Raw genomic sequence first — 23,867 nt, forward strand, 5'->3', positions numbered from 1 at the left:
GGGCTCCCGCGCGAGTGGGAGAGTCTTGCATGAAACGCAGCGACGCGGCCCGTGCTGGGGCCGAGAAACTGAAGCGCGCCGAAGCCGCCATCGACGCGGCCCTGCGCGAAACCGCCGAGTTGGTGGGCCTGCTGCCCTCCCTGCGGCTCGACGCCCAACTTTCGGCCGTGATCGGCCAGGAAGCGATCGAGACCCTCGGCGACACCCTGACACACATCCTTTCCGCCCGTCGGACGATCGTGAAGGCGCACGGCGATCTCGCCGAGGTCCGCGCCCAGATCGGCTGCGGCGCCCTGGCCGTCGGCGACATGGGCAAGGTCGAGGGCGGCGATCAGCCGCGCACCGCCGGCCTGCGCGCCCTCGATGGCGGCCGCGCCGCGTAGTCCGCGCGGCGCCCCTCTTAAATTCCGGAGCCAATCCATGACCGCCGTTCTCGCCGCGCTTCAGCCGGCGATCGATGAAGCCGCCGAATTCGGCCGCTGCCTGCGCGACCTCTGCCCCGTCCAGAAGCGGGTGCTGACCGCGCTGATGCACCGGCTGATCGCCATGGAAGAGGCCAACGACGCCGAAGGCGCCCTGGTCGTGATCGACGAGGTGCGCCGCATCCTCGGCGAGGGGCGGCTGACCCACCACTGAACCGAAGTGAGAGCGGGTTCGGATCAGGCTTGATCCGAACCCGGCTTTGGGCAATTTGGCCCCCGCGAGACGGGGGTCCTTCCTTGATACAAGCCTTGATTTCCCTGGGCGTGGCGATCGTCGTCTGCGGCGCGGCCTTGCGCTTCGGCGACAAGCCGGCGCGGCGCATCGGCGCGATCATGCTGGGCGGCTGGCTGGTGTCGCTGGTCGTGTTTCGCAACAGCCCGCGTTTCACCGATATGGGCGTGATGGTGATCGACGGCGTCGTGGCGGCGCTGTTCGTCTGGGTGTCGCTGTCGTCGCGACGCCTGTGGACTGTCGTGGTGTCGGCCTTCCAGCTGCTGGCGGTGGCGTCGCACCTGGCGACCTTCATCGACCATCGGGTGACCATCAACACCTACACCGTCAGCCTGGCGGTCTGGAGCTACGGCATACTGTCGGTGCTGGCCTTCGCCGTCTGGCGTCACTGGCGCGAGCAGCGAAGGGCCGAGGGCGAGGGCGAGGGCGCCTAGCCGGCCAGATCCTCGCGTCGGTCGACATCGAACAGCACACCGGCCGCATCGGTCTCGACCAGCGCCAGGGCCTCGCCCGCCGCGGCCATCAGCCCCTGGGCGCCGCGATCGCCGCCCAGCGTCGCCAGGTCCGCGAAGCAGGCGCGCGAGAACAGCACCGGATGGCCGCGCCGGCCGGCATGCACCGGGGCGACGATCCTGACGCCTTCGACCAGTCGCGCCGCCAGGGCGTCGGCCAGGTCGTGGGGGACGTCCGGCATGTCGCCAAGGAACACGAAGACCCCGTCGCCGGCCGGATCGAGGGCGCGGGCCCCGGCGCGCAGCGAGGCGCCCAGGCCCTCGGCGGCGTCGGGGGCGAGCAGGGGACGCAGGCGCGGGTCGGTACGGACGGCGATCCGCTCTGCCAGGGCCGAGTCGCCAGGGCGGATCACCGCCGTCACCCGTTCGACCGGGGCCGCCAGGGCCGCGTCCAGAGCGTGGTCCAGCAGCGTGCGGCTGCGATAATCGGCGAGCAGCTTGCCGCCGCCAAAGCGCGTTCCCGCGCCGGCCGCCAGGACGATGGCCTCCAGTCGCATGCGATCCCTTTCCGCGACGCCTTCGGAAGCCTATCCTATGGAGGATATGACGTCCCCTGACGACAGCCCCCGACTGATCGACGGCTTTGGCCGGGCGGTGACCTATCTGCGCGTTTCGGTGACCGACCGCTGCGACCTGCGATGCGTCTACTGCATGGCCGAGCACATGACCTTCCTGCCGAAGGCGCAGGTGCTGACGCTCGAGGAGCTGGACCGCCTGGCCTCGACCTTTGTGGACCTGGGCGTGCGCAAGCTGCGCCTGACCGGCGGCGAGCCGCTGGTGCGCAAGGGGATCATGGAGCTGGTCGAGAACCTCTCCCGTCACCTGAAGTCGGGCGCGCTGGACGAGCTGACCCTGACCACCAACGGCACCCAGCTGGCCCAGCACGCCGACCGCCTGGCGGCCCTGGGGGTGAAGCGGATCAACGTCTCGCTCGACACCCTCAAGCCCGACCTCTTCCGTCGCCTGACCCGCGGCGGCGACGTGGCCAAGGTGATCGGCGGCATCGACGCGGCCCTGGCGGCCGGCATCCAGGTCAAGATCAACGCCGTGGCGCTGAAGCGCGACAACGCCGCCGAACTGCCCGGCCTGATCCAGTGGGCCCATGCGCGCGGCTGCGACATGACCCTGATCGAGACCATGCCCCTGGGCGAGATCGACGAGGATCGCACCGACCAGTTCCTGTCGCTGCGCGACGTGCGGCGCGAGCTGTCATCCTATTGGACGCTGACGGACCTGGCCTACGCCACCGGCGGCCCGGCCCGCTACGCCAAGGTCGAGGAGACCGGCGGGCGGCTGGGGTTCATCACGCCGCTGAGCCACAATTTCTGTGAGGCCTGCAATCGCGTGCGGCTGACCTGCACCGGCACCCTTCACACCTGCCTCGGCCGCGACGACGCCAGCGACCTTCGGGCCGTGCTGCGCGGCGGGGCGACCGACGGCGAACTGGTGGCGGCGATCCACGCGGCGATCGGATCCAAGCCCAAGGGCCACGACTTCCAGGTCGATGCGCCGCGTCCGGCGGTGGCCCGCCACATGTCGACGACCGGAGGCTAGGCGATGGCCCGCGTGCTGTTGTTCGGACGCCTGGCCGACCAGGCCGGCTGGCGCGAGCGCGAGGTCGAGGCGGGGAGTCTTGCGGCCCTGCGCGCGTCGATCGCCAATGAAGACGCCGCCCTCGCGCAGGCCCTGGAAGGCCCCGGCGTGCAGGTGGCCGTCGACAAGGCGCTGGTCCGGGGCGAGGCCGTGCTGGCGGCTGGCGTCGAGGTCGCCTTCCTGCCGCCGATGAGCGGCGGATGATCACCCTGACCGAGGCGCCGTTCGAGCCCGGCGCGCTGCTGGCGCAGTTCTGCGCCGGTCGCGACGAGACCGGGGCGGTGGCCAGCTTCGTCGGCCTGGCCCGCGCCGAGAGCGGGCAGGCCAGCATCCTGGAGCTCGAGGCCTATCCCGGCTTCACCGAAAGCGCGATCGAGGCCTTCGCGGTCGAGGCCGCCGAGCGGTTCGAGTTGCAGGACTGGCGGATCGTCCATCGCGTCGGAAAGATCGCGCCGGGGCAGGCGGTGGTGTTCGTCGCCACGGCCTCGAAACATCGCCGGGCCGCCTTCGAGGCGTGCGACTTCCTGATGGACTGGCTCAAGAGCCGGGCGCCGTTCTGGAAGAAGGAGCACGGACCGGACGGCGCCCGCTGGATCGAGCCGACGGCTCAAGATAGGACCGACGCCCAGCGTTGGGATGTTTAGGAGAGACGGATGTCGGCAGGCCTCACCCCGGGCGGCGGGATCAAGCCGGAGCTTCCGTTCAAGCCGGTGCGGGTGGCGATCCTGACCGTCTCCGACACCCGCGACGAGGCCACCGACACCTCCGGCCAGATCCTGATCGAACGGGTCAAGGACGCCGGCCATGAGTTCGCCGGCCGGGCGGTGGTGCGCGACGACATCGAGAAGATCCGCGCCACCGTGCGCGGCTGGATCGACAGCGGGCAGGTCGATGCGGTGGTCAGCACCGGCGGCACCGGCCTGACGGGCCGCGACGTCACTGTCGAGGCGCTGCAGCCGCTGTTCCACAAGGTGATCGACGGCTTTGCGGTGGTGTTCCACCTCGTCTCCTACGCCACGGTGGGCCTCTCGACCCTGCAGTCGCGGGCCACGGCCGGGATCATCGACGGGGTGTTCGTGTTCTGCCTGCCGGGTTCGAACGGCGCGGTGAAGGACGGCTGGGACAAGGTCATCGCCGCTCAGCTCGACAGCCGCCACAAGCCCTGCAACATGGTCGAGCTGATGCCTCGACTTCTTGAGCGATAGGGCTTCTCGAAACGTGAGCAGGCTGACCCACATCGACGACCAGGGCCGCGCCCGCATGGTCGACGTCTCCGACAAGCCCGCCACGGCGCGCGAGGCTGTGGCGACCGGCTTCGTGCGGATGGCTCCCGAGACCCTGGCGCTGGCCGTCTCTGGAACCGGCCGCAAGGGCGACGTGCGCGCCGTGGCCGAGCTGGCCGGGGTGATGGCGGCGAAGAAAACCTCGGACCTGATCCCGCTGTGCCACCCGCTGGCCCTGTCTAAGGTGGTGGTCGAGGTCGATCCCCGCGAGGGCGGGCTGTCGGTCACCGCGCGGGTCAAGACCACCGGCCCGACCGGCGTCGAGATGGAGGCCCTGACCGCCGTCTCGGTGGCCTGCCTGACGATCTACGACATGCTGAAAGCCGCCGAGAAGGGCATGGTCATCGAGGCCGTGCGGCTCTTGGAGAAGACGGGCGGCAAGTCGGGGGACTGGACGGCGTAGGCCCCATTAGTCGCTCTATCTATTCTGCTTCCCTCGCCCTTGTGGCGAGGGCCCATGCCTGCGGCTGCTCAGACCTGGATCAAGCTTGATAGGTCTGAGGAGGCTGATCCATGGGTCCTGGGCACAAGGCCCAGGAAAGCAAAGAGGGGGCGATAAGAGGGCGCGGCTAGAGCGCGACTTCCGCCCGCCTCTCCAGCGCCGGCTGCCCGTTGCGCGTCGCGATGATCTCGCCGATCACGGCCACGGCCACCTCGAACGGCGCCTTGCCGCCGAGATCAAGGCCGATGGGCGCGCGCAGCTTGGCGAGGTCCCGCTCGGTCAGGCCGTCGGCCTTCAGCGCCGCGAGCCGTTCCGACAGGCGTCGGCGGGCGCCCAGCAGGCCGACGTAAGGCGCCGGCGAGGGCAGGGCGGCCAGCAGGGCCTCGTGGTCCAGCGCCATGTCGTGACTGCACACCGCCACGGCGGTCCAGGCGTCGAGGCCGGCGGCGGCCAGGGCGATTGCCGGCGCCTCGCGGCTGTAGCGCACGCCCGGCAGGGGCGGGGCGGTCATCGGGCCCTTGGGGCGCGCCAGGGTGGTCTCGAACCCGGCCTGCACACCGAGGCTGGCCAGGGCCAGGGCGGTCGGGTCGCCGCCCATCACCACAAGGCGCGGGACCGGATCGAAGCGGCGCACGAACACGTCGGGCCATGGGACAGGCGTCGCGCCCACAGGCGCGCAGACCCGTCGGACACCGTCGGTGAACCACAGCGCCGGGCGCCTTTTTCGGGCGTGAGTCAAAAGGTCGCGCAACGCGCCATCGTCGACGTTAAGGCGTTCGACCAGGATCTCGATGCGGGCGCCGCACAGCAGGCGGATGTCGGGCCAGGGGCTGCCTTCGCCATAGACGAGACGCTTGGGAAGACCCGTCTCGAGCACCGCCCGGGCATGCAGTTCAACGTCGCCCTCGATGCAGCCGCCCGACAGGAAGCCGGCGACAAAGCCTTGCGCGAACACCATCTGCGTGCCGACCGGGCGCGGGCCGCCGCCCTCCAGGGCGACGATCGTGGCCAAGGCCGCGGGGCCTTGCGCGAGCGCTTGTTCGAGGGCCGGTCGCATGTCGTCGGCCAGGCCGTGCATCGGCCATTCGGGGCCGGAAAGGGCGGCGGGATCGGTAAGGTCCATCGGGCTGATCTTAACCCCTCGGCAAGGTTCCAGAAACGCCTTCTTCAAACCTTGGCGCGTAGGCTCCTCGACATTGGTGCTTCATCCGACGCGGAAGTTCATGTCGCTCACCGTCTCCAAGCTCGGTCTTGCCGCCGCCCAGTTCGGACTGGACGGCATGAACGCGTCGCCGCGTTCGCGCTCCCCCGAGATCGAGGCGCGTGACATCCTGAACATCGCCGCCCGCGCCCGCCTGTCGGTGCTGGACGTCTCGGGCGTCTATGGCCGCTCGGAGTCCGTGCTGGGCGACCTGATCCCGCGTCCGGTCTCGTGCCGGGTGACCCTGGCCGCCGCCCGCGCCGACCGCGGGCCCGACTTCGTCGAGGCCGAGGCACGCGCCTCGCTGCGTCGCCTGGGCCTGGAGCGCGCCGACACCATCGTCGTTCAATCGCCGTCGGAACTGTTCGGCGCCCATGGCCCGGCCATGTGGGACCGCCTGCACCGCCTGCGCGAGCAGGGCCTGTTCCGCAACATCGGCATCTCGGCCCACGCCACCGACGATCCGGTCGGCGTGGCCCGCCGCTTCAAGCCCGACATCATCCAGGCGCCCGCCAGCCTGCTCGACCAGCGCCTGCTGGCCGACGGCTCGCTGCAGCGCATCGCCGGCATGGGCGTCGAGGTGCAGTTGCGCTCGATCTTCCTCAACGGCCTTCTGTTCCTGCCGCCCGACCGCGTGCCGGCCCAGCTGAAGGGCGCCTCGGGCCGCCTGTCGCGCGTGCGCCGCATGATCGCCGAGGGCCGGTCCGACCCGCTGCAGGCCGCGCTCGGCTTCGCCCTGTCGCGTCCGGAGGCCTCGGCCGTGATCGTCGGCGTGACCTCGGCCGCCGAGCTTTCCGCCGTCGTGGCGGCTGCTTCCAGCCCGCCGCCGGATCTCGACTGGGACGAGATGGCCATCGACGACCCGGTGGCCCTCGACCCGCGACGTTGGGTCGCCTAGCGGGCGGACCCGACTCGAAGCTCAAGGTTCAGAAAAGAACCTGATGAACGCCTCGAAGGGAGGCAACGCCATGATCCTCGCCGTCCTGCAGGCCCGCATGGGCTCCAGTCGTCTGCCCGGCAAGGCGATGGCCACCCTCCAGGGACAGCCGATGATCCTGCGCCAGCTGGAGCGCATCCGGCAGGCCCGCACCCTGAACAAGATCATCGTCGCCACCAGCGACCAGCCGGCCGACGACGCGCTGGCCGGGTTCCTGGTCTCGCGCGGCGTCACCGTCCATCGCGGCGCGGGCGCCGACATCCTCGACCGCATCGCCCGCTGCGCCGAGGCCGCCGGCCCGGTCAGCCACATTGTGCGCCTGAAGGGCGACGCGCCGTTCGTCGACCCGGGCCTGATCGACCAGACCGTCCGCCTGGCGCTCAGCACCGGCGCCGACTACGCCTCCAACCGCGTCTACCGCACCTATCCGGCCGGCCTGGAGGTCGAGGTGATCTCGGCCCAGGCCCTGCGCACCGCCGCCGCCGAGGAGCGCGACCCGCTGGCCCGCATCTCGCCCACCGCCGCCATCCGGAGCCAGCCGAACCGCTTCCGCCACGCCCACCTGCGGGCCGTGCGCGACTGGAGCGCGCTGGACTGGCGCGTGAAGACCCCGGCCGACCTCGCCTTCGCCCGCTCGATCTACGACGCCCTCTACCCGGCCGACCCCGGTTTCCGCATGGGCGACGTGCTGGACCTGGTCGAGAGCAAGCAGGACCTGGGCCGGTTCGCGGCGTAGTTCTTACCCTCTTCCCACGGGAGAGGTTTACTTGGAGGGAAACCCGCCCGCCCGCGCCAGCGAGGACGCCGGGGCCTTGCCCAGGCGTTGGCTGATGTCGCGGCCGATGGCGATCAGCGCATCCAGGTCGTAGCCCGTCTCGAAACCCGCGCGCTCCAGCATGTAGACCAGATCTTCCGTCCCGATGTTGCCGGTGGCCGCCGGGGCGAAGGGGCAGCCGCCCAGGCCGCCGACCGAGGCGTCGAGCACGTCTACCCCCGCCTCGACGCTGGCGAAGGCGTTGGCCAGGCCCGTGTTGCGGGTGTCGTGGAAGTGCATGCGCAGGCGCGCGTCGGGGGCTGCGGCGCGGACGGCCTCGATGCGCTTGGCGACGGTCCAGGGGTCCGCGACCCCGATGGTGTCGGCGATGGCGATCTCGGGCACGTTCATGGCGGCCGCCTCGCGGGCGATGGCCACGACCTGGTCTTGCGACACCTCGCCGTCGAACGGGCAGCCGAAAGCCACCGAGATGGTGGCGGTGATCGGCGGGCCGCCGTCGATCGCCTGGCGCTCGACGATGGCGGCCAGGGTGTCGAGCTGCTGGTTGACCGTCGCGCCCTGGTTCTTCACGCCAAAGCCGTCCGAGGCGCAGACCACGACATTGGCCTCGTCGCAGCCGGTCGACACGCAGCGTTCCCAGCCGCGCATGTTGAGCACCAGGCCGATGCGCGAGCGCGCAGGGTCCGGGCCGCCCAAGGCGTCCATGATCTCTTCGGCCCCGGCCATCTGCGGCACGCGGCTGGGATTGACGAACGACACCACCTCGGTGCGGCGGGCGCCGGCGGCCTCAAGGCGTCGGATCAGGTCGAGCTTTTCCTCGACCGTCAGGATGGACTTTTCGTTCTGCAGGCCGTCGCGCGGACCGACCTCGACGATCTCGATGAAGCGGCTCATCGCGGGGCCTCCTCGGCGACGGGAGCGGTGACCTCGGCGCCGGTGACGGCGTCGGGTTGGTCGGTCGCTTCGACGGCCTCGTGGCGGCGGGGCTCGCCGCGATAGATGCGCAGCACCTCGTCGTCGCCGTCGGAATAGTTCAGGCCCCTGATCTCGCCGGCCTGGCGGGGGGCGTGGCCGAGCGCGGCCAGGGCGGCGCGGAACTTCTCGTCCTCGCGGCCCTCGACCACCGCGGGACGGCCTTCATCCACGGCGTCGGCCGCGCCCTCTGCGTCGGTCAGTTGCGTGGTGGTGCCCAGCTGGAAGACCATGCTGGGTTCGGAATAGCCGGTCACAGCCACCGGGCCGGGAGCGCCGGCCCGGGGGGCGAGATCAGTGGCCTCGAGCGCACGGGCCAGGCGCTTGGACAGCCACAGCGAGTCTAGGCGCGGGGCCAGCAGGCCGGCCATGGTTCCGTGGGCCAGGATGCCCAGCACGCCAGCGGTGACCAGGGCCTTTGCCGCCTGCCTGCGCAGGATCAGCCAGCCGCCGGCGATGGCGGCGGCCACGAACAGCAGGGCCGGCAGGATGGCCAGCGGCAGGGCCTGGGGCGCGGCGTAGGTCTTCCAGGCGATGATGCAGACGGTGGCGAAGGCGACGCCCGCCAGGGCCAGCAAGGCCGTGCCGATGATGCGCGGGACAAGGCCCAGGGGCGCGCGCAGGGCGGCGGCCATCAGCATGGCCAGGGCCCCGAACGAGGGCAGGGTGTAGTGGGCGAGCTTGGTCGGCAGGATCTCGAACATCAGCCAGGTCGGGATCAGCCAGCACAGGGCGAAGCGCACGCCCGGCTCCTTGCGGCCGGTCCAGGCCAGAACGAGGGCGGCGGGCAGCAGCAGGGTCACCGGGAACAGCAGCAGCGGCGAGAGCAGGGCATAGTAGCCGAACGGGCCGCTGTGGCTCTCGTGGCCGCCGGCCAGCTTGGGGGCCAGGTCCCCGCCCACCGCCGCGCCCCAGAAGGCGCCGTCGGTGGCGATGGTGATCATGGTCGCCCAGGGCAGGACGATGGCGGCGAACAGGATCAGGCCCCAGCTCCAGCCCAGCTGCTTGAGCCAGCCGATCTTCCGGTCCCAGGCCCACAGAGCCAGGACGGCGAGGATGGCGACCAGCAGGCCGACCGGGCCCTTGATCAGGGCGGCCATCGCCATGCCGATCCAGAAGGCGAGCTTGGGCCCCTTGCCGGCCTTCTCGCCCGCCAGGCCCGCCGCGTAGATCCGCGCAAGGCCGGCCATGGCCAGGGTGGTGAAGCCGCACAGCGCCGCGTCGGTCTTGGCGATGAAGGCCTCGGTCGAAAGCAGGAAGGTCGCGCCCAGGATCGCGCCCGACAGCAGGCTTTCACGCGGACCGAAGAAGGCGGCGGCGCCCCAGGCGCAGGCGGCGGCGGCCAGCATGGCGCCCAGCAGCGAGGGGATGCGGTAGGCCCAGATGCCCCGGTCTTCCGGCGCCGAGACGGCCTCGACCGCCACGGCCTGCAGCCAGTGGATGCCCACCGGCTTCTTGTTGCGCGGCTGGTCCTGAAGCTTGATGTTCACATAGTCGCCCGTCTCCAGCATCTGGGCCGTGGCCTGGGCGAAGCGGGACTCGTCGCGGTCGAGCGGCGGCATGGCGAATAGGCCCGGCAGGCCGGCGATCAGCGCCACGAGGGCGGCGAAGACGGGCGCGCGCCAGCCGCGCGACCAGGCGTCGAGGCGAGATTCTAGAGTCGGGCTTTGGCTGGGGGCGGGGCTGGTGTTCGCGCTCATGCGTGCTGGAATAGCACGATCCTTTCATGGCGCGAGATTTGCGGTAAAAGCGGCCATGACATCCGATAATTCCGCCGCGACCCCTGATTTCTCCGTCGTCGTGCCCGTGTTCGACGAGGGCGGGGCCGCGCCGGCCCTGGCGCGCGAGATCGCCGCCGCCTTCGCCGGCGAGTCCTACGAGATGATCTTCGTGGACGACGCCAGCCGCGACGACACCAAGGCCCTGCTGACGGCCCTCAAGGCCGAGATCCCGCAGCTGCGCGTGCTGGGCCATCGCAAGAATTCGGGCCAGAGCCGCTCGATCCGCAGCGGCATCCTGGCCGCCCGCGCCCCGATCGTGGTGACCATGGATGGCGACGGCCAGAACGACCCGGCCGACGCCCCACGCCTTGCCAAGGCGCTGCGGGCGGCCCCGTCCGAGCTGGCCCTGGTCGGCGGCGAGCGGGTCAAGCGCCAGGACAGCAACGCCAAGCGCTTCGCCAGCAAGTTCGGCAACGGCGTGCGCAAGCGCCTGCTGAAGGACACCGCCAACGACACCGGCTGCGGCCTGAAGGCCTTCCGCCGCGAGGCGTTCCTGCGACTGCCCTACTTCGATCACATCCACCGCTACATCCCGGCGCTGATGCTGCGCGAGGGCTACGAGATCGCCTTCCAGCCGGTGAACCACCGTCACCGCGAGACCGGCGTGTCGAAATACACCAACTTCGGCCGCCTGAAGGCCTCGGTCAGCGACCTCTTCGGCGTGATGTGGCTGCAGTCGCGGGCCCGCAACCCGCAGGGCGTCGACGAGGCTTAGGGGGCAGCGCTCCAGCTTTCCTCCATCTTCCCGTCATTCCCGCCACGAGGGCGGGAATGACGGGAGGTCGGGAGGCGGCGGACTGTCCCGCTCGCCCGGCAGGCGGCCCCCGCTTCACCCGCCTGGCAAAACCGGTTAACCCTGAAAGCCGACTTCGGGGGAATTCACCGCAATGTTCGCCGCCTTTCCGCTGCTGGCCCTGCCGGTGCTGATCTACAACCTGCTGGCCCTGACGGTCGGCGGCGGCTTTTCGTCGGACGCCGCCAGCTATCGGTTCAGCGAGCAGTTGTTCCGCATCCACATGGCCTCGCGCGTCGACTGGATCGTCAGCTGGGGCGACCTGCTGCTGGGCGCCTCGCTGGTGGTGCTGTTCGTCGAGCTCTTGAAGTCGACGACCAGCCGCAAGGTGGCGATCATCAACCACTCGCTGTCGATGGTGCTGTTCATCGTCTGCCTGGTGGAACTGCTGCTGCTCCCGGCGTTCGCGACCTCGGTGTTCTTCCTGATCACCCTGATGGTGCTGCTGGACGTGCTGGCCGGCTTCATCGTCACCATCGTCGCCGCCCGCCGCGACGTCGATTTCGGCGAGATGCGCTGAGACGAAAGGTCTTGGGGCGTTTCTTCAAGCCGCGAGCGGCCGTCCCGCGTTAGCCTCCCGCGTCAGGAGGCCCCGATGGACGACGACCAGCCGCCGCAAGACAGCAAGCTGACCCGCAGCAAGGAAGCCTGGGCGCGCTCGGGCAAGTTCCTGACCGGCGAGACGAGCCGCCCGGAGGCTGAGCGCCTGCCGCCGGGCCAGCACCTGACCCGCGATTGGCCAGTGCTGGATCTCGGCCTCAAGCCCGACCTGACCCGCCAGGACTGGCGGCTGCGCATCGACGGCCTGGTGTCGCGGCCGGCGACCTGGACCTTCGAGGCCCTGCTGGCCCAGCCGCAGAGCACGCCCGTCTCCGACATCCACTGCGTCACCACCTGGTCGCGCTACGACAATCACTGGGACGGGGTTCTGACCCGCGACCTGCTGCTGGCCGTGGCGCCCAGGGACGAGGCGCGGTTCGTCGTGCTGCATTCCTACGACGGCTACACCACCAACCTTTCCCTCGACGATTTCGCCCACGAGGGCGCGCTGCTGGCCCACGGCTGGGAGGGCGCGCCGATCGCGCCGGAGCACGGCGGACCGGTGCGGCTGGTCGTCCCGCACCTTTACTTCTGGAAAAGCGCCAAGTGGCTGAAGCGGATCGAGTTCGTCGCCGCCGACAGGCCGGGCTTCTGGGAGGAGCGCGGCTATCACAACCGCGGCGATCCGTGGGTCGAAGAGCGCTATTCGTGAGCGCGGCCGATTTCGACAAGCGCGAGCGTGTCAGCCCTCCTATCTATCGGTAACAGACCCTCTTACGGACGCCGTTCCACCATGACCGCTTCCAATCTCTGGCTCGCCGCCGGCCTGCGCTCGCCCTTCGCCAAGGTCGACGGGGCGCTGGCCGCCCATGACGCCATCGACCTGTCCGTTCCCGTGGTGAAGGCCATGCTGGAGAAGGGCGCGCGGCCCGACTTCGCGGTCTGGGGCACGGTGATCCCCAACCTGACCTGGAGCAACATCGCCCGCGAGGTGCTGCTGGACGCCGGGGCCGATCCGACCATCCCGGCCTTTTCCACCGTCATGGCCTGCTCGACCAGCATGACCGGCGTGCTCGAGGCGGCCGGCATGATCGACGGGCGCGGCCGCGACCTGGCCCTGGTCGGCGGCGTCGAGGCCATGAGCCGGGTGCAGATCGGCCTGTCGGTGCGGCTGTCGGACTGGATCCGCCGCTTCCAGCAGGCCCGTGACCTGAAGGGGCGGCTTGCGGTGCTTTCGGCCTTCAAGGCCGCTGACGCCAGGCTGTTCATCCCCAAGGTGGCCAACCGCACCACGGGCCTTTCCATGGGCGAGCACACCGAGATCACCGCCAAGGAGTGGGGCCTGGCCCGCGCCGACCAGGACGCCATCGCCTTTGCCAGCCACCAGAACGCCGTGCGCGCCTGGGAGAACGGCTTCTTCGACGACCTCGTGATCCCTGTCGGCGAGGCGCGGCGCGACACCATCCCGCGCAAGGACAGCACGCTGGAGAAGCTGGCCAAGCTGAAGCCGGCCTTCGACAAGACCAGCGGCCAGGGCACGCTGACGGCCGGCAACTCCTCGCCCCTGACCGATGGCGCGGCCAGCGTCTGGGTGGCGTCGGAGGCGGGCCTGGCCCGGCTGCCCGAGCGGACGCCGCGGGTGAAGATCCTCGACTACGAGGTCACGGCCATCGACCTGAGGAGCGAGGGCCTGCTGATGGCGCCGGCCTACGGCGTGCCGCGCATGCTGGCCCGCAACGGCCTGACGCTGGGCGACATCGGCCTGTGGGAGATCCACGAGGCCTTCGCGGCCCAGGTGCTGTCGCACATCGCCGCCTGGGAGAGCAAAAAGTTCCTGGCCGAGCGGGCCGGCGTCACGGCCGACCTGGGCGCCTTCCCGCGCGAGCGGATGAACCCCACCGGCGGGAGTCTCGCGCTAGGCCATCCGTTCGGGGCCACCGGCGCGCGGATCCTTTCGCAGGCCACCAAGGAGCTGGCCGCGCGCGGCAAGGGCGAGAAGGCGATCGTCAGCATCTGCGCCGACGGCGGCCAGGGCACGATGATGTTGCTGGAAGCGGCCTAGGGCTTAGGGCTGAGCCGCCCTGGCCCTATCTCATTCGCCTTCCTGGGCCTTGTGCCCAGGATCCATCGTTCCACCTGCTCAGACCCTTCGAACTTGATCGAGGTCTGAGGGGGCGCCGGCATGGACCCTCGCCACAGGGGCGAGGGGAGCGAAGAATTTGCGGCGGGCGTAGCCTTCGAGCGCACGCGCCTCGTCGCCGCGGCGGTCGCGAAATCTAGCGATGTCTTTGGGAGCTGAACGTAGAACCGGCCCGAGGACTAGGGGCAACCTCGGGCCGGCGGTACGCATGTCGCGTTGTGGGGGGTGGACGCGACACGGTTAAATTGGACCCGGCAGTCCCCGCGATCAAGCGAATGGATGTCGCTCGGCGCTTTTGTCGCAGGGAAGCGTTGTCAGGAAAACGGTGTCAGGTCAGGACCGAGAAGATCAGGGTGACGACGGCCACGTCGAAGGCTCGGATCAGGATGGACAGCATAGGTCGTGACGCTTTCCGAAAAGACTCGGGACTCGACCTAGCAAGACTGGCGCCAAGTCGGCGCGGGGCGCTAGAAATCCCATATGGCGCTGTTCTTCGATCACGACTGGTACGACGCGCGGCTGGAAGAGCGGGGGCTGGACCGCCTGGCCCTGGCCGCGGCGGCCGGCCTGAGCCCGGCCGATCTGGAGCTCGTCTTCAAGGATCAGCGCGAGATCCGGCCGGCCGAACTGGCGGTTTTTGCCGAGATGGTCGGGGTTTCCCGGGAAGAAGCCGCACGGCGGGCCGGCGTGGGCGCGCATGCGGCGCCGGTCGATCCCGCCGCCGCGCGGATCGCACGACTGGAGGCCAGGGTGGCGGCGCTGGAGGCCCAGGTCGCCGACCTTGCGGTCAGATCTGGCGGCTAGATCTCGGTCTTCTTGATCAGGCCCGCCTTGGGACGGCGGTCGGCCGGGCCGGAATATTCCGTGCCGAGATAGGTCGAACGCGCCGCGTCGAGCACTTCCTGCCCACCACGCAGGCCGCGCTTCTGGCCGGGCTGGCCCATGATCTGGGCGGCGAAGGCGGCGAACGGGCCGCGCGGGCGCGGTTGCGGCGGCGGATCGACCGGGGCCTCTTCCTCGTCGCGGACGAACACGACCTCTTCGCCGTCCGTCTCATGGCGGTCGGAGTCCTTGGGCGCGGCCAGCGCCCGGCGCGCGTTCGCCGCGCGTCGGATGGGGTCGATCGGACCGGTCATGGTCGGCACGCTAGCGGCGCCTCCGTTAAGAACGAATGCGCCGTCATGGTTGATGGAAATTAGGACTTGGTCGCCAGCTTGGCGATCTGTTCCTGCATGGCCTCGAGCTGGCGCTTGAGGTCGGCCAGGCTGTCCTCGCTGGGGGCGGACGGAGCCGGCGCGGGCGGCGGCGGCGCGGCGGGCGCCTCGGCGGCGTCTTCCGGGCGGTTGTAGGCGAAGGGCGAGAACATCTTCATGGCCCGGTCGAACAGCGCCATGTTCTGGCGGATCTGTTCTTCGTAGATGGCCATGCCCGGCGCGGCGGCCTTGCCGGCCAGGCCCGGGGCGCCGGTGAACTGCTGGCGCATGCGCTCCTGCTGCTTGGAGAAGCTTTCCAGCGACATCTCCAGGTAGCTGGGCAGGAAGGCCTGCATCGAGTTGCCGTAGAAGCCGATCAGCTGGCGAAGGAACTGGATGGGCAGCAGGTTCTGACCGCCGCCGCGGTTTTCCTCTTCGAAGATGATCTGGGTCAGGACCGAGCGGGTGATGTCGTCGTTGGTCTTGGCGTCATAGACCACGAAGTCGACGCCCTCCTTCACCATGTCCGACAGGTGCTCGAGGGTGACGTAGGAACTGGACGCGGTGTTGTAGAGCCGGCGGTTGGCGTACTTCTTGATGACGACGCGCTGACCCGAACCTTTTTCAGTACCGGCGGCTTCGCCTTTTTCGGGGTTCTCGGACATTTCGTTCCCTGGGACAGCGGTGTCGCCCGCCTTTTCGCATCGCACTATCGCTAATGCAAAGCCAGGGCGCCAGTCCCGCGAGGACTTGGACGCCAGATGATGACATGAAAATGTATTCGTGACGAACGCCGTTCGTTTGGGCATGGTGCTGTTGCACTGCAAAAGTGTGGGCGCCGCACCTGCGAAGGCGTCACGGAACAGTCACGGGAAAATCAAAGCCAATGACCGACATCGTCATCGTCTCCGCCGCCCGCACGCCGGTGGGTTCCTTCCTCGGCGCGCTTTCGAGCCTGCCGGCCGCGGAGCTGGGCAAGACCGCGATCGCCGCCGCGGTGGAGCGGGCCGGGATCACGCCGGCCGACGTCGACGAGGTGATCCTGGGCCAGGTGCTGCAGGCGGGCGCAGGCCAGGGCCCGGCCCGCCAGGCCTCGGTCAAGGCCGGCATTCCGGTCGAGAGCCCGGCCTGGAGCCTGAACCAGCTGTGCGGCTCGGGCTTGCGCGCGGTGGCCCTGGGCGCCCAGCAGATCCTGTCGGGCGACGCCAGCATCGTGGTGGTCGGCGGCCAGGAGAGCATGAGCCAGGCCCCGCACGCCCAGGCCCTGCGCACCGGCCAGAAGATGGGCGACCTGGGCTTCGTCGACACCATGATCAAGGACGGCCTGTGGGACGCCTTCCACGGCTATCACATGGGCCAGACGGCCGAGAACATCGCCAACCGCTGGCAGATCACCCGCGAGGACCAGGACAAGTTCGCCGTCGCCAGCCAGAACAAGGCCGAGGCCGCCCAGAAGGCCGGCAAGTTCGCCGACGAGATCGTCGGGGTGACCATCAAGGGCCGCAAGGGCGACACCATCGTCGACCAGGACGAATACATCCGTCACGGCGTGACGCTGGAAAGCATCTCGGGCCTGAAGCCGGCCTTCGCCAAGGACGGTTCGGTGACCGCCGCCAACGCCTCGGGCCTCAATGACGGCGCCGCCGCCCTGGTGCTGATGAGCGCCGAGGAGGCCGACAAGCGCGGCCTCAAGCCGCTGGCCCGCATCGTCTCGTGGGCAAATGCCGGCGTCGAGCCGGAAATCATGGGCACCGGCCCGATCCCGGCCACCAAGAAGGCGCTGGAAAAGGCCGGCTGGAGCGTTTCGGACCTCGACCTGATCGAGAGCAACGAGGCCTTCGCCGCCCAGTCGATCTCGGTGGTGCGCGAGCTGGGCCTCGACCCGGCCAAGGTCAATGTCAACGGCGGCGCGATCGCCATCGGCCACCCGATCGGCGCTTCGGGCGCGCGGATCCTGACCACCCTGGTGCACGAGCTGAAGCGCTCGGGCGGCAAGAAGGGCCTGGCGACGCTGTGCGTCGGCGGCGGCATGGGCGTGGCCCTCTGCGTCGAGGCCGTCTGACCTCGGAAGAAGTCTTCGTGACAAACTGCGTCCGGGGCTTGCGCTCCGGACGCGACCACGTGCAACCATGACGTAACGGCAGCGGGAGACTACTGGATGGCTAGAGTTGCGTTCGTGACCGGCGGCACGCGCGGTATCGGTCGGGCGATCTGTGAGCGGCTGGTGGCCGACGGCCTCAAGGTCGCGGCCGGCTATTCCGGCAACGAGGCGGCCGCCGAGGCCTGCGCCAAGGAGCTTGGCGTGACGGTGGTGAAGGGCAATGTCGGCTCGTTCGACGACTGCCAGGCCGCGGTGGCCAAGGTGACGGCCGAGCTGGGTCCGATCGACGTGCTGGTCAACAACGCCGGCATCACGCGCGACGGCTTCCTGCACAAGATGACCTACGATCAGTGGTCGGAAGTGATCCGGGTCAACATGGACTCGGCCTTCAACATGACCCGTCCGGTGATCGAGGGCATGCGCGAGCGCGGCTGGGGCCGGATCATCAACATCAGTTCGATCAACGGCCAGAAGGGCCAGGTCGGCCAGACCAACTATTCGGCGGCCAAGGCCGGCCTGATCGGCTTCACCAAGGCGCTGGCCCTGGAGAACGCCAAGAAGGGCGTCACCGTCAACGTGATCTGCCCGGGCTACATCGACACCGAGATGGTGGCCGCGGTGCCGGAAACGGTGCTGGCCGGCATCATCGGCGGCATCCCCGTCGGCCGCCTGGGCAAGGGTGAGGAGATCGCCGACATGGTCTCGTTCCTGGCCGGCGAACGGGCGGGCTTCGTCACCGGCGCCACCCTGTCGCTGAACGGCGGCCAGTACCTCGCCTGAGGCTGGCCTAGAACCTTCTGTCTTGACCTGACGGTCCCGGTTGGCGTCAATCGCGCCAACCGGGAGCACGTGGCGGATCGCCGCGCTCTTCCTGTTTGGGACGAGCCTGCTTGTCCGTTGCGGGCGACCGAAGCGGGCAGGCTCTATGGGGAGCGAGTGGCGGGGGCCGCGCGCCAAGGGAAGCGTTGCAGAAAAGTCGCACGGCGACGCTTGCCAGGAAGCGCCGCCTCCACGTCCAAGATTCGCCCCACTCGGGGACCATCACCGTTCGCATGATACGACCGACGGTGGAAAGGATGGGGCCGGGAGGCTGCGCGGCAACGCTGATGCTCGCCCTGGCAGGCCTGACCATCGCCACGCCCGCCGCGGCCCAGTCCAAGCATAACCTGCGCGACGCCCTGTTCGGCGACCGCGCCGCCGCCGAGGCGCGCAAGGCGCCGCCCCCGCCGGTGGCCCGCTACGTCTCCGACGGCGGCGGGGCCTTCGTGCTCGACCGCGCCACCTCGACCACGCTTCTGAAGTTCGAGAACAGCAGCGAGGTGTGGGTGCTGTCGCCCCACGCCGGTCCGCGCGGCGACGTCATCTACAAGAACGAGCTGGGCGAGCCGGTGCTGCGCGCCACCAAGCTGGGCGGCATGACCCTGTTCACGCCCGATCGTCCGGCCGGCGCCGCCGCGGCGCTGATGGGCCGGGCCCCGACCATCCAGCCGCCGGCCTTCATCACGCCCAACGCCCTGTTCCAGCGCATGCTGCAGGCGGCCGACCGCGCCAGCCGCGCCGCCCGCCACCGGGTCAGCTTCGAGACCGTGCAGGACGCCCGGCCCGAGACCTCGGTGCTGGTCGCCGAATGCGCCAACGTCACCGCCGAGGCGTTCGAGCGCATGGCCCGCAACGGCGACCGCAGCCTGCTGGGCCGCATCGGCCGCGTGCTGCTGGCCGAGGGCCGCAAGCCCGGCGCGACGATCAAGGACGACGCCCTGATCGTCACCTACGCCGCCGGCAAGGGCTTGGCCGGCCGCCCGTCGTCGGACCGCATCATCAAGGTGGTCGACAAGTAGGGACGCGGAACCGGGGCGTGTCGTCCACGTTCAAGTGGCTTCATGCATACGGCCAAGCTCCTTGAGGCGCTTTTCCCGTTTCGGAGCCTGCCTTGCCGACCGACACCGCCCCCGTCGACCTCACCAATTGCGACCGTGAGCCGATCCACATCCTGGGGGCCATCCAGCCCATCGGCTTCCTGATCGCCCTGACGGCCGACTGGCTGGTGGCGCGGGCCTCGGCCAACATCGCCGACTTCATCGGCTTCCAGCCGGACGAACTGTTCGGCAAGCCGCTGTTCGAGCTGTTCCAGCCCAAGGCGGTGCACGACCTGCGCAACCGCTCGACCCTGCTGCGTGGGGCCGACGCGGTGGAGCGCATCTTCGACCTGGAACTGGTGGCCGGTCGCCCCAATTTCGACGTCGCCCTGCATTTCTCCGGCGGCCAGATCGTCATCGAGGCCGAGCCGGCCTCGGGCGAGCACGGCGACGCCACCGGCATGGTGCGATCGATGATCGCCCGCCTGGACGGGGCGACCGACTTCGCCGCCTTCTATCGCGAGGGCGCGCGCCAGGTGCGGGCGCTCATCGAGTTCGACCGGGTGATGGTCTACCGCTTCGCCGCCGACGGCTCGGGCGAGGTGGTGGCCGAGGCCGTGCGCTCGGGCATCGGCGCGTTCATGGGCCTGCGCTATCCGGCCTCGGACATTCCGGTCCAGGCCCGCGAGCTCTATCGCCGCAACCTCCTGCGGGTGATCACCGACGTCAACGCCGCGCCCGTGCCGATCGTCCCCCAGCGGGACCAGCACGGCCGCCCGCTGGACCTGTCGCTGTCGGTGCTGCGCTCGGTCTCGCCGATCCACATCGAGTACCTGAAGAACATGGGCGTGCAGGCGTCCCTGTCGATCTCGATCATCGTCGAGGGCAAGCTCTGGGGGCTGTTCGCCTGCCACCACTACTCGCCGCGCTGTCCGACCTTCGAGCGCCGCTCTGTCAGCGAGCTGTTCGCCCAGATGTTCTCGATGCGGCTGGAGAGCCGCGAGCGGCAGGAAACCGTCGAATACGAGCGCCGGGCGCGCGACATCTCCGACCAGCTGCTGGGCGCGGTGGCCTCCGACGAGACCCTGCTGAAGGATCCCGACTGGCTGGGCGACATTCTCACGAACGCCATCCCGGCCGACGGGGTGGGCGTGTGGCTGGGCGGCAATCACGCCTTCTCGGGCACGGTCCCGCCGCTGGCGGACTTCCGCCGGATCGTCCGGGCGCTGAACGGCACGGCCGCCGGTAAGGTCTTCGCCACCGACCACATCGGCTCGCTGGTCGACGACGCCCACGGCTTCGCCTCCGACGCGGCCGGCCTGCTGGCGATCCCGATCTCGCGTTCGCCGCGCGACTACGTGGTGTTGTTCCGCAAGGAGCTGATCCATTCGGTGCGATGGGCCGGCGACCCGCACAAGCCGGTGGAGTACGGCCCCAACGGTCCGCGCCTGACGCCGCGCGCCAGCTTCGCCGAGTGGAAGGAACTGGTCGAGGGCAAGTCCCAGCCGTTCTCGGGCTCGGAGATCCGGGTGGCCGAGACCCTGCGCGCCACCCTGATCGAGGTGGTGCTGCGCCTGGCCGACGAGGCCTCGGCCGAGCGCCAGCAGGCCAGCGCCCGCCAGGAACTGCTGATCGCCGAGCTGAACCACCGGGTGCGCAACATCCTCGGCCTGATCCGGGGGCTGATCCGGCAGTCGCTGCCGGCCGGCGGCGACATCGCCGAGTTCGTCAAGGTCGTCGACGGCCGCATCCACGCCCTGGCCCGCGCCCACAACCAGATCACCGACGACCATTGGGGCCCCGCGCCGCTGCAGGCGCTGATCGACGCCGAGGCGGCCGCCTTCGTCGACGAGCGCGACCGCATCGCCGTGCAGGGCGAGCCGGTGTCGCTGAACCCCCAGGCCTATTCGACCCTGGCGCTGGTGTTCCACGAGCTGGTCACCAACTCCAACAAGTACGGCGCGCTGTCGGCCGAGGGCGGGCGGGTGACCATAGGCTGGCACCGCAAGGCGGGCGGCGACCTGGCGGTCGAGTGGCGCGAAGCCGGCGGCCCGCCGGTGACGCCGCCCACCCGCAAGGGCTTCGGCACCACGATCATCGAGCGTTCGGTGCCCTACGACCTCGGCGGCAAGGTGAAGGTCGACTACGACCCGCGCGGCTTCCACGTGGTGTTCAACATCCCCGCCCGGCACTTGTCGGAGCCGCGCCAGGGCGCGGGTCCGCAGGTGATTAAATATCCGCGACCGGCGCCGGGACACGCCCACCCCGCGCCGACCAGGATTCTCGAGGGCCAGGACGTGCTGCTGGTCGAGGACAGCCTGATCATCGCCCTGGACGCCGAGGATATCGCCAACCGCCTGGGCGCGCGCAGCGTGACGACGACGGCGACGGTGCAGGGGGCGCTCGACGGCATCGAGGCCCATCGCCCGACCGTGGCGGTGCTGGACATCAACCTGGGCGACCGCAACAGCTATCCCATCGCCGACCGGCTGGCCGAACTGAAGACGCCCTTCCTGTTCGCCACCGGCTATGGCGAGCAGGCCAACCTGCCGCAGAACCATCGCGGCCGGCTGGTGGTGCAGAAGCCCTACACGCTGGAGAACCTGGCCCGGGCGATGGACGCCCTGGGCGTGGGGCCAGGCGAGGGCTGACGGAGCACAAAGAAAAAAGGACCCCGGCGCGAGCCGGGGTCCTTTCGCAGTGGCCGCTTCTGTCCGCTGGGGTTGGGGACCGAGAGGCGCGGGCGGCGGCCTTGTTGTCTGCTTGTCCGGCTCAGCCCCAGGTCTGGCGCAGGCGGAAATAGATGAACGGGTCGAAGTCGACGCGGCGGTCGTCGAGATAGGCGAAGTCGCCCGGCGCGCGCACGCGTCCCTCGAACACCTCGCGCTGGCGATTGAGGCCGCGACCGGTGAGGTTCTGGGCCTCGACCCGCAGCGACAGCCCCTGGCGCGGCTTGACCTCGGCATAGGCCAGCAGCCAGGGCTCGATCTCGAAGCGGCTGACCTCGTTGAAGGCGTAGGAGGTCTCGGTCTCGCCCGAGAACAGCTCCACGCCCCATTGCAGCTTGCGCTTGGGCAGGTCCTGCGAGAACCGCAGCTCGCCCTCGAAGGGCTCCTGGTCGCTGATCCGGCGCTTGCGGCCGGTGATCGGGTCGACGACCTCCGAGCGGGTCCAGGTTCCCTTGCCGCGCAGCAGGCCGCCGGGCACGAACCGCTCCAGCGGCAGGTTCACCGACAGCTCCAGCTCGTCGCCCGCAGCGTCGCCGATGTTGCCGGGGGCGTCGTAGAGATTGCCGGCCTTGTCGACCACCAGGATGCGGTCGGCGACGTCGCTGATCTCCTTGTGGCGGGCCGTCAGCACCACGGCGCCGTCCTTGCCGAACTTGCGCTCCCAGGCCGCCTCGAACACCCAGGTCCGCTCGGGCACGAGCTCGGCGCCGCCGGCGGTGTCGCGGCCGGTGGAGAAGGTGGTCGAGGAGACGAAGTCGCTGAAGTCCAGCTGGCCGACCTCGCGCTCGACACGGCCGCGCAGCTGGTCGTGGGCGCTGGGCGACCAGGTGACCGACAGGCGGGGCTTGGGATAGGTGAACGACTTTTCGAGGTTGGTGTCGCCGGTCTGCGAGATGGTCGAGCGCTCCAGCCGCAGGGCGCCTTCCAGGGTCAGGGCCGAGTGGGCGCGCCAGGTGGCCACGCCGAAGGCCTCGCCGCGCTTTTCCTCGACCCGCACGTTGGCGGCCGGCAGCACCTGGGGCGCGCCGTTGACCAGGTAGCCGATCTGGCTCTCCAGGAAGTTCACCGCGATCTCACCGCCGCCCTCGAACGACAGGGTCGGGCTCATGGTGTGGCGCAGCACGCCGCGGGCGATGCTTTCGCCACTGTCGCGGGCCGAGGTGAAGCGACCGGCCTCGCCGGCTTCGGTGAAGGTGCTGGCGTAGTCGACATGCTTGCGGCGCAGCAGGCCGGTCAGCTCGACGCGCGACTTGGCGGTCAGGGGGCGTTCCCAGCCCATGCCGATCTCGCCCTCCTCGCGGTCGTCGGCGTCGATGACCTTCAGGCGGTCGCCGCCGGCCGGGGGAATGTCCTCCAGGCTCCAGTCGTAGACCTCGCGCTCATAGACGGTGTTGACTGACAGCCGGCCGCCCAGCAGCGGGCGCTTGAGGTTGGCCTTGGCGGTCAGGCCGTCGCCGCCGCCGGTCTCGTCCAGCCACGAGGGGCTGACCGTCCCGTTGGCCAGGCGCACGACCTTGGGGCCCTCGCCGGCGCCGTCGTCGACATAGCGGAAGGTCAGGATCGACCAGTCGAAGGCGTTGACGCCGTACTGGCGCGAGCCCTCGAAACGCATGGCCGGGGTGGTGCGGCCGTCCTGCTGGAACGAGCTGGCCACCGCCAGCAGGGTCGAACCCTTGGCGTCGGCGCGCAGGATGACGTTGGCGACGACGTTCTTGCCCTGCATGTCGATGCCCGGGGCGCCGCCGACGATGATCTCGACGCGGTCGACCTGGCTGGCCTGGATGCGGCGCAGGGCGTCTTCCAGGGACTCGCTCTTGGTGGCCGGGCGCTGGCCGCCGATCAGCACGTTGCCGGCCGCGCCGCCGAAGCCGCGCACGCTGTCGCCGCCGTCGAAGGTGAAGCCGGGCACGCGCACCACCATGTCGTAGGCCGACAGAGGCTGGCGCTCGGCGAAGAAGGCGGCGGGATAGCGGGTGATCCCTTCCGTCGCCGGGGCGACGACGGGGGCCTGGGCCGCGGCCTCGGGCGTGGCGGCCGCCAGGGCCGCGAAAAGCGATCCGAACTGCATGTCTTTCCGTCCCCTGGCCCCCGCCAGTTGCGTGGCTGGCAAACTGGGCCTTTGGCTGTCGGGAGGGAAAGTTACAAGCTTGAAATGTGGATTAAATAATGGACATCAATGGACGTAAGCGTCCAGTTTTCGTCCTTCTCCCCTTGCGGGAGAAGGTGTCGGCGAAGCCGACGGATGAGGGGTCTCTCAGATCCTGACCCCCGCGCCCGGTCGGGCCGCAAGTCGAGGCGGAAAGGG

General features: G+C 69.9%; 26 protein-coding genes. 19 read left to right on the forward strand and 7 right to left on the reverse strand.

Translation table 11 applies throughout. The annotated features are described in order from the left end of the window. Positions 1–29: 29 nt before the first annotated feature. The 3 genes from V6S85_RS23770 to V6S85_RS23780 all read left to right on the forward strand — a co-directional run bounded on the left by V6S85_RS23770 (position 30) and on the right by V6S85_RS23780 (position 1,148). Positions 30–383, forward strand: a complete 354-nt coding sequence (locus V6S85_RS23770; protein WP_116563736.1) for a hypothetical protein — start codon at positions 30–32, stop codon at positions 381–383. A 37-nt stretch (positions 384–420) separates the two neighbouring features. Then, entirely contained in the window at positions 421–636 is a 216-nt protein-coding gene (locus V6S85_RS23775) for a hypothetical protein (protein WP_101711290.1), read from the forward strand. 83 nt (positions 637–719) lie between these two features. Continuing rightward, positions 720–1,148, forward strand: a complete 429-nt coding sequence (locus V6S85_RS23780) for a hypothetical protein (RefSeq protein ID WP_334350499.1) — start codon at positions 720–722, stop codon at positions 1,146–1,148. On the opposite strand, the gene V6S85_RS23785 is transcribed toward V6S85_RS23780, so the two are convergent. After that, positions 1,145–1,723, reverse strand: coding sequence for a nucleotidyltransferase family protein (locus V6S85_RS23785; RefSeq protein WP_334350500.1), 579 nt, complete (start codon positions 1,721–1,723; stop codon positions 1,145–1,147). The two genes, V6S85_RS23780 and V6S85_RS23785, sit on opposite strands and share 4 nt — an antisense overlap. Positions 1,724–1,760: 37 nt before the next feature. Between V6S85_RS23785 and moaA the strand changes: the two genes are divergently transcribed. Genes moaA through moaC form a run of 5 tightly spaced genes read left to right on the forward strand, consistent with a single transcriptional unit; the run spans position 1,761 to position 4,505 of the window. Beyond that, on the forward strand, positions 1,761–2,780 hold the full coding sequence (moaA, locus tag V6S85_RS23790) for a GTP 3',8-cyclase MoaA (RefSeq protein ID WP_431830614.1): 1,020 nt from the start codon (positions 1,761–1,763) through the stop codon (positions 2,778–2,780). A 3-nt stretch (positions 2,781–2,783) separates the two neighbouring features. Next, positions 2,784–3,023 carry a MoaD/ThiS family protein gene (locus tag V6S85_RS23795; RefSeq protein WP_116563728.1) on the forward strand — a complete coding sequence of 80 codons (240 nt, stop codon included), beginning with the start codon at positions 2,784–2,786 and terminating at the stop codon, positions 3,021–3,023. Continuing rightward, positions 3,020–3,463 (forward strand): molybdenum cofactor biosynthesis protein MoaE, encoded by a 444-nt coding sequence (locus V6S85_RS23800; protein ID WP_116563726.1) that lies wholly within the window; start codon positions 3,020–3,022, stop codon positions 3,461–3,463. Before V6S85_RS23795 ends, V6S85_RS23800 begins: the two co-directional genes overlap by 4 nt. Positions 3,464–3,472: 9 nt before the next feature. Then, the gene (gene moaB, locus V6S85_RS23805) at positions 3,473–4,024 is read left to right on the forward strand and encodes a molybdenum cofactor biosynthesis protein B (RefSeq protein WP_116563724.1); all 552 of its coding nucleotides are present in this window, start codon (positions 3,473–3,475) and stop codon (positions 4,022–4,024) included. 13 nt (positions 4,025–4,037) lie between these two features. Then, entirely contained in the window at positions 4,038–4,505 is a 468-nt protein-coding gene (moaC, locus tag V6S85_RS23810; RefSeq protein WP_116563722.1) for a cyclic pyranopterin monophosphate synthase MoaC, read from the forward strand. A 166-nt stretch (positions 4,506–4,671) separates the two neighbouring features. Here the strand turns inward: moaC and V6S85_RS23815 are convergent, their stop codons facing one another. After that, positions 4,672–5,667: an XdhC family protein gene (locus V6S85_RS23815; protein WP_334350501.1), complete on the reverse strand. Its 996-nt coding sequence runs from the start codon at positions 5,665–5,667 to the stop codon at positions 4,672–4,674. A 100-nt stretch (positions 5,668–5,767) separates the two neighbouring features. Here V6S85_RS23815 and V6S85_RS23820 point away from each other — a divergent pair, with 100 nt between their 5' ends. Together V6S85_RS23820 and V6S85_RS23825 are read left to right on the forward strand one after the other, a co-directional pair. Further along, the gene (locus tag V6S85_RS23820; protein ID WP_116563719.1) at positions 5,768–6,643 is read left to right on the forward strand and encodes a bifunctional regulator KidO; all 876 of its coding nucleotides are present in this window, start codon (positions 5,768–5,770) and stop codon (positions 6,641–6,643) included. Between the two features lie 70 nt (positions 6,644–6,713). Next, entirely contained in the window at positions 6,714–7,418 is a 705-nt protein-coding gene (locus V6S85_RS23825; protein WP_116563765.1) for a glycosyltransferase family protein, read from the forward strand. Positions 7,419–7,445: 27 nt separating this feature from the next. Here the strand turns inward: V6S85_RS23825 and V6S85_RS23830 are convergent, their stop codons facing one another. Both V6S85_RS23830 and V6S85_RS23835 read right to left on the reverse strand, forming a co-directional pair. Further along, a complete protein-coding gene (locus V6S85_RS23830) occupies positions 7,446–8,351 on the reverse strand; it encodes a hydroxymethylglutaryl-CoA lyase (RefSeq protein WP_334350502.1) in 906 nt (301 codons plus the stop codon). Further along, positions 8,348–10,129: an ArnT family glycosyltransferase gene (locus V6S85_RS23835; protein ID WP_334350503.1), complete on the reverse strand. Its 1,782-nt coding sequence runs from the start codon at positions 10,127–10,129 to the stop codon at positions 8,348–8,350. Before V6S85_RS23835 ends, V6S85_RS23830 begins: the two co-directional genes overlap by 4 nt. Before the next feature lie 55 nt (positions 10,130–10,184). Between V6S85_RS23835 and V6S85_RS23840 the strand changes: the two genes are divergently transcribed. The 5 genes from V6S85_RS23840 to V6S85_RS23860 all read left to right on the forward strand — a co-directional run bounded on the left by V6S85_RS23840 (position 10,185) and on the right by V6S85_RS23860 (position 14,487). Then, complete coding sequence (locus tag V6S85_RS23840) at positions 10,185–10,925, forward strand: glycosyltransferase family 2 protein (RefSeq protein ID WP_116563713.1); 741 nt, start codon at positions 10,185–10,187, stop codon at positions 10,923–10,925. Between the two features lie 172 nt (positions 10,926–11,097). Then, positions 11,098–11,523, forward strand: coding sequence for a hypothetical protein (locus tag V6S85_RS23845; protein ID WP_116490177.1), 426 nt, complete (start codon positions 11,098–11,100; stop codon positions 11,521–11,523). Between the two features lie 75 nt (positions 11,524–11,598). Beyond that, the gene (locus tag V6S85_RS23850) at positions 11,599–12,255 is read left to right on the forward strand and encodes a sulfite oxidase-like oxidoreductase (protein ID WP_334350504.1); all 657 of its coding nucleotides are present in this window, start codon (positions 11,599–11,601) and stop codon (positions 12,253–12,255) included. 81 nt (positions 12,256–12,336) lie between these two features. Further along, positions 12,337–13,605, forward strand: a complete 1,269-nt coding sequence (locus V6S85_RS23855; RefSeq protein WP_334350505.1) for an acetyl-CoA C-acyltransferase — start codon at positions 12,337–12,339, stop codon at positions 13,603–13,605. A 558-nt stretch (positions 13,606–14,163) separates the two neighbouring features. After that, positions 14,164–14,487 (forward strand): DNA-binding protein, encoded by a 324-nt coding sequence (locus V6S85_RS23860; RefSeq protein WP_116563707.1) that lies wholly within the window; start codon positions 14,164–14,166, stop codon positions 14,485–14,487. On the opposite strand, the gene V6S85_RS23865 is transcribed toward V6S85_RS23860, so the two are convergent. Further along, on the reverse strand, positions 14,484–14,819 hold the full coding sequence (locus tag V6S85_RS23865) for a hypothetical protein (RefSeq protein ID WP_334350506.1): 336 nt from the start codon (positions 14,817–14,819) through the stop codon (positions 14,484–14,486). The two genes, V6S85_RS23860 and V6S85_RS23865, sit on opposite strands and share 4 nt — an antisense overlap. 59 nt (positions 14,820–14,878) lie before the next feature. Beyond that, the gene (gene phaR, locus V6S85_RS23870) at positions 14,879–15,541 is read right to left on the reverse strand and encodes a polyhydroxyalkanoate synthesis repressor PhaR (RefSeq protein WP_116563703.1); all 663 of its coding nucleotides are present in this window, start codon (positions 15,539–15,541) and stop codon (positions 14,879–14,881) included. Positions 15,542–15,762: 221 nt separating this feature from the next. Between phaR and V6S85_RS23875 the strand changes: the two genes are divergently transcribed. The 4 genes from V6S85_RS23875 to V6S85_RS23890 all read left to right on the forward strand — a co-directional run bounded on the left by V6S85_RS23875 (position 15,763) and on the right by V6S85_RS23890 (position 21,484). After that, the gene (locus V6S85_RS23875) at positions 15,763–16,938 is read left to right on the forward strand and encodes an acetyl-CoA C-acetyltransferase (protein ID WP_116563701.1); all 1,176 of its coding nucleotides are present in this window, start codon (positions 15,763–15,765) and stop codon (positions 16,936–16,938) included. A gap of 96 nt (positions 16,939–17,034) precedes the next feature. Then, positions 17,035–17,757: a beta-ketoacyl-ACP reductase gene (locus V6S85_RS23880; RefSeq protein WP_116490183.1), complete on the forward strand. Its 723-nt coding sequence runs from the start codon at positions 17,035–17,037 to the stop codon at positions 17,755–17,757. 326 nt (positions 17,758–18,083) lie between these two features. After that, a complete protein-coding gene (locus V6S85_RS23885) occupies positions 18,084–18,815 on the forward strand; it encodes a DUF4908 domain-containing protein (RefSeq protein ID WP_243410427.1) in 732 nt (243 codons plus the stop codon). 92 nt (positions 18,816–18,907) lie between these two features. Next, positions 18,908–21,484: an HWE histidine kinase domain-containing protein gene (locus V6S85_RS23890; protein ID WP_334350507.1), complete on the forward strand. Its 2,577-nt coding sequence runs from the start codon at positions 18,908–18,910 to the stop codon at positions 21,482–21,484. A gap of 121 nt (positions 21,485–21,605) precedes the next feature. Here V6S85_RS23890 and V6S85_RS23895 read toward each other — a convergent pair whose 3' ends face one another. Further along, positions 21,606–23,630 carry a TonB-dependent receptor plug domain-containing protein gene (locus V6S85_RS23895; protein WP_334350508.1) on the reverse strand — a complete coding sequence of 675 codons (2,025 nt, stop codon included), beginning with the start codon at positions 23,628–23,630 and terminating at the stop codon, positions 21,606–21,608. Positions 23,631–23,867: the final 237 nt, after the last annotated feature.

Origin of the sequence: Caulobacter sp. CCNWLW153, assembly GCF_036889365.1 — a bacterium.
Taxonomy (GTDB): domain Bacteria; phylum Pseudomonadota; class Alphaproteobacteria; order Caulobacterales; family Caulobacteraceae; genus Caulobacter; species Caulobacter radicis.

Coding starts and splice junctions, on each gene's coding strand:
- V6S85_RS23770 (WP_116563736.1), top strand. CDS start 30: ATGAAACGCAGCGACGCGGCCCGTGCTGGGGCCGAGAAACTGAAGCGC.
- V6S85_RS23775 (WP_101711290.1), top strand. CDS start 421: ATGACCGCCGTTCTCGCCGCGCTTCAGCCGGCGATCGATGAAGCCGCC.
- V6S85_RS23785 (WP_334350500.1), bottom strand. CDS start 1,723: ATGCGACTGGAGGCCATCGTCCTGGCGGCCGGCGCGGGAACGCGCTTT.
- moaA (WP_431830614.1), top strand. CDS start 1,761: ATGGAGGATATGACGTCCCCTGACGACAGCCCCCGACTGATCGACGGC.
- V6S85_RS23795 (WP_116563728.1), top strand. CDS start 2,784: ATGGCCCGCGTGCTGTTGTTCGGACGCCTGGCCGACCAGGCCGGCTGG.
- V6S85_RS23800 (WP_116563726.1), top strand. CDS start 3,020: ATGATCACCCTGACCGAGGCGCCGTTCGAGCCCGGCGCGCTGCTGGCG.
- moaB (WP_116563724.1), top strand. CDS start 3,473: ATGTCGGCAGGCCTCACCCCGGGCGGCGGGATCAAGCCGGAGCTTCCG.
- V6S85_RS23815 (WP_334350501.1), bottom strand. CDS start 5,667: ATGGACCTTACCGATCCCGCCGCCCTTTCCGGCCCCGAATGGCCGATG.
- V6S85_RS23820 (WP_116563719.1), top strand. CDS start 5,768: ATGTCGCTCACCGTCTCCAAGCTCGGTCTTGCCGCCGCCCAGTTCGGA.
- V6S85_RS23825 (WP_116563765.1), top strand. CDS start 6,714: ATGATCCTCGCCGTCCTGCAGGCCCGCATGGGCTCCAGTCGTCTGCCC.
- V6S85_RS23830 (WP_334350502.1), bottom strand. CDS start 8,351: ATGAGCCGCTTCATCGAGATCGTCGAGGTCGGTCCGCGCGACGGCCTG.
- V6S85_RS23835 (WP_334350503.1), bottom strand. CDS start 10,129: ATGAGCGCGAACACCAGCCCCGCCCCCAGCCAAAGCCCGACTCTAGAA.
- V6S85_RS23840 (WP_116563713.1), top strand. CDS start 10,185: ATGACATCCGATAATTCCGCCGCGACCCCTGATTTCTCCGTCGTCGTG.
- V6S85_RS23845 (WP_116490177.1), top strand. CDS start 11,098: ATGTTCGCCGCCTTTCCGCTGCTGGCCCTGCCGGTGCTGATCTACAAC.
- V6S85_RS23850 (WP_334350504.1), top strand. CDS start 11,599: ATGGACGACGACCAGCCGCCGCAAGACAGCAAGCTGACCCGCAGCAAG.
- V6S85_RS23855 (WP_334350505.1), top strand. CDS start 12,337: ATGACCGCTTCCAATCTCTGGCTCGCCGCCGGCCTGCGCTCGCCCTTC.
- V6S85_RS23860 (WP_116563707.1), top strand. CDS start 14,164: ATGGCGCTGTTCTTCGATCACGACTGGTACGACGCGCGGCTGGAAGAG.
- V6S85_RS23865 (WP_334350506.1), bottom strand. CDS start 14,819: ATGACCGGTCCGATCGACCCCATCCGACGCGCGGCGAACGCGCGCCGG.
- phaR (WP_116563703.1), bottom strand. CDS start 15,541: ATGTCCGAGAACCCCGAAAAAGGCGAAGCCGCCGGTACTGAAAAAGGT.
- V6S85_RS23875 (WP_116563701.1), top strand. CDS start 15,763: ATGACCGACATCGTCATCGTCTCCGCCGCCCGCACGCCGGTGGGTTCC.
- V6S85_RS23880 (WP_116490183.1), top strand. CDS start 17,035: ATGGCTAGAGTTGCGTTCGTGACCGGCGGCACGCGCGGTATCGGTCGG.
- V6S85_RS23885 (WP_243410427.1), top strand. CDS start 18,084: ATGCTCGCCCTGGCAGGCCTGACCATCGCCACGCCCGCCGCGGCCCAG.
- V6S85_RS23895 (WP_334350508.1), bottom strand. CDS start 23,630: ATGCAGTTCGGATCGCTTTTCGCGGCCCTGGCGGCCGCCACGCCCGAG.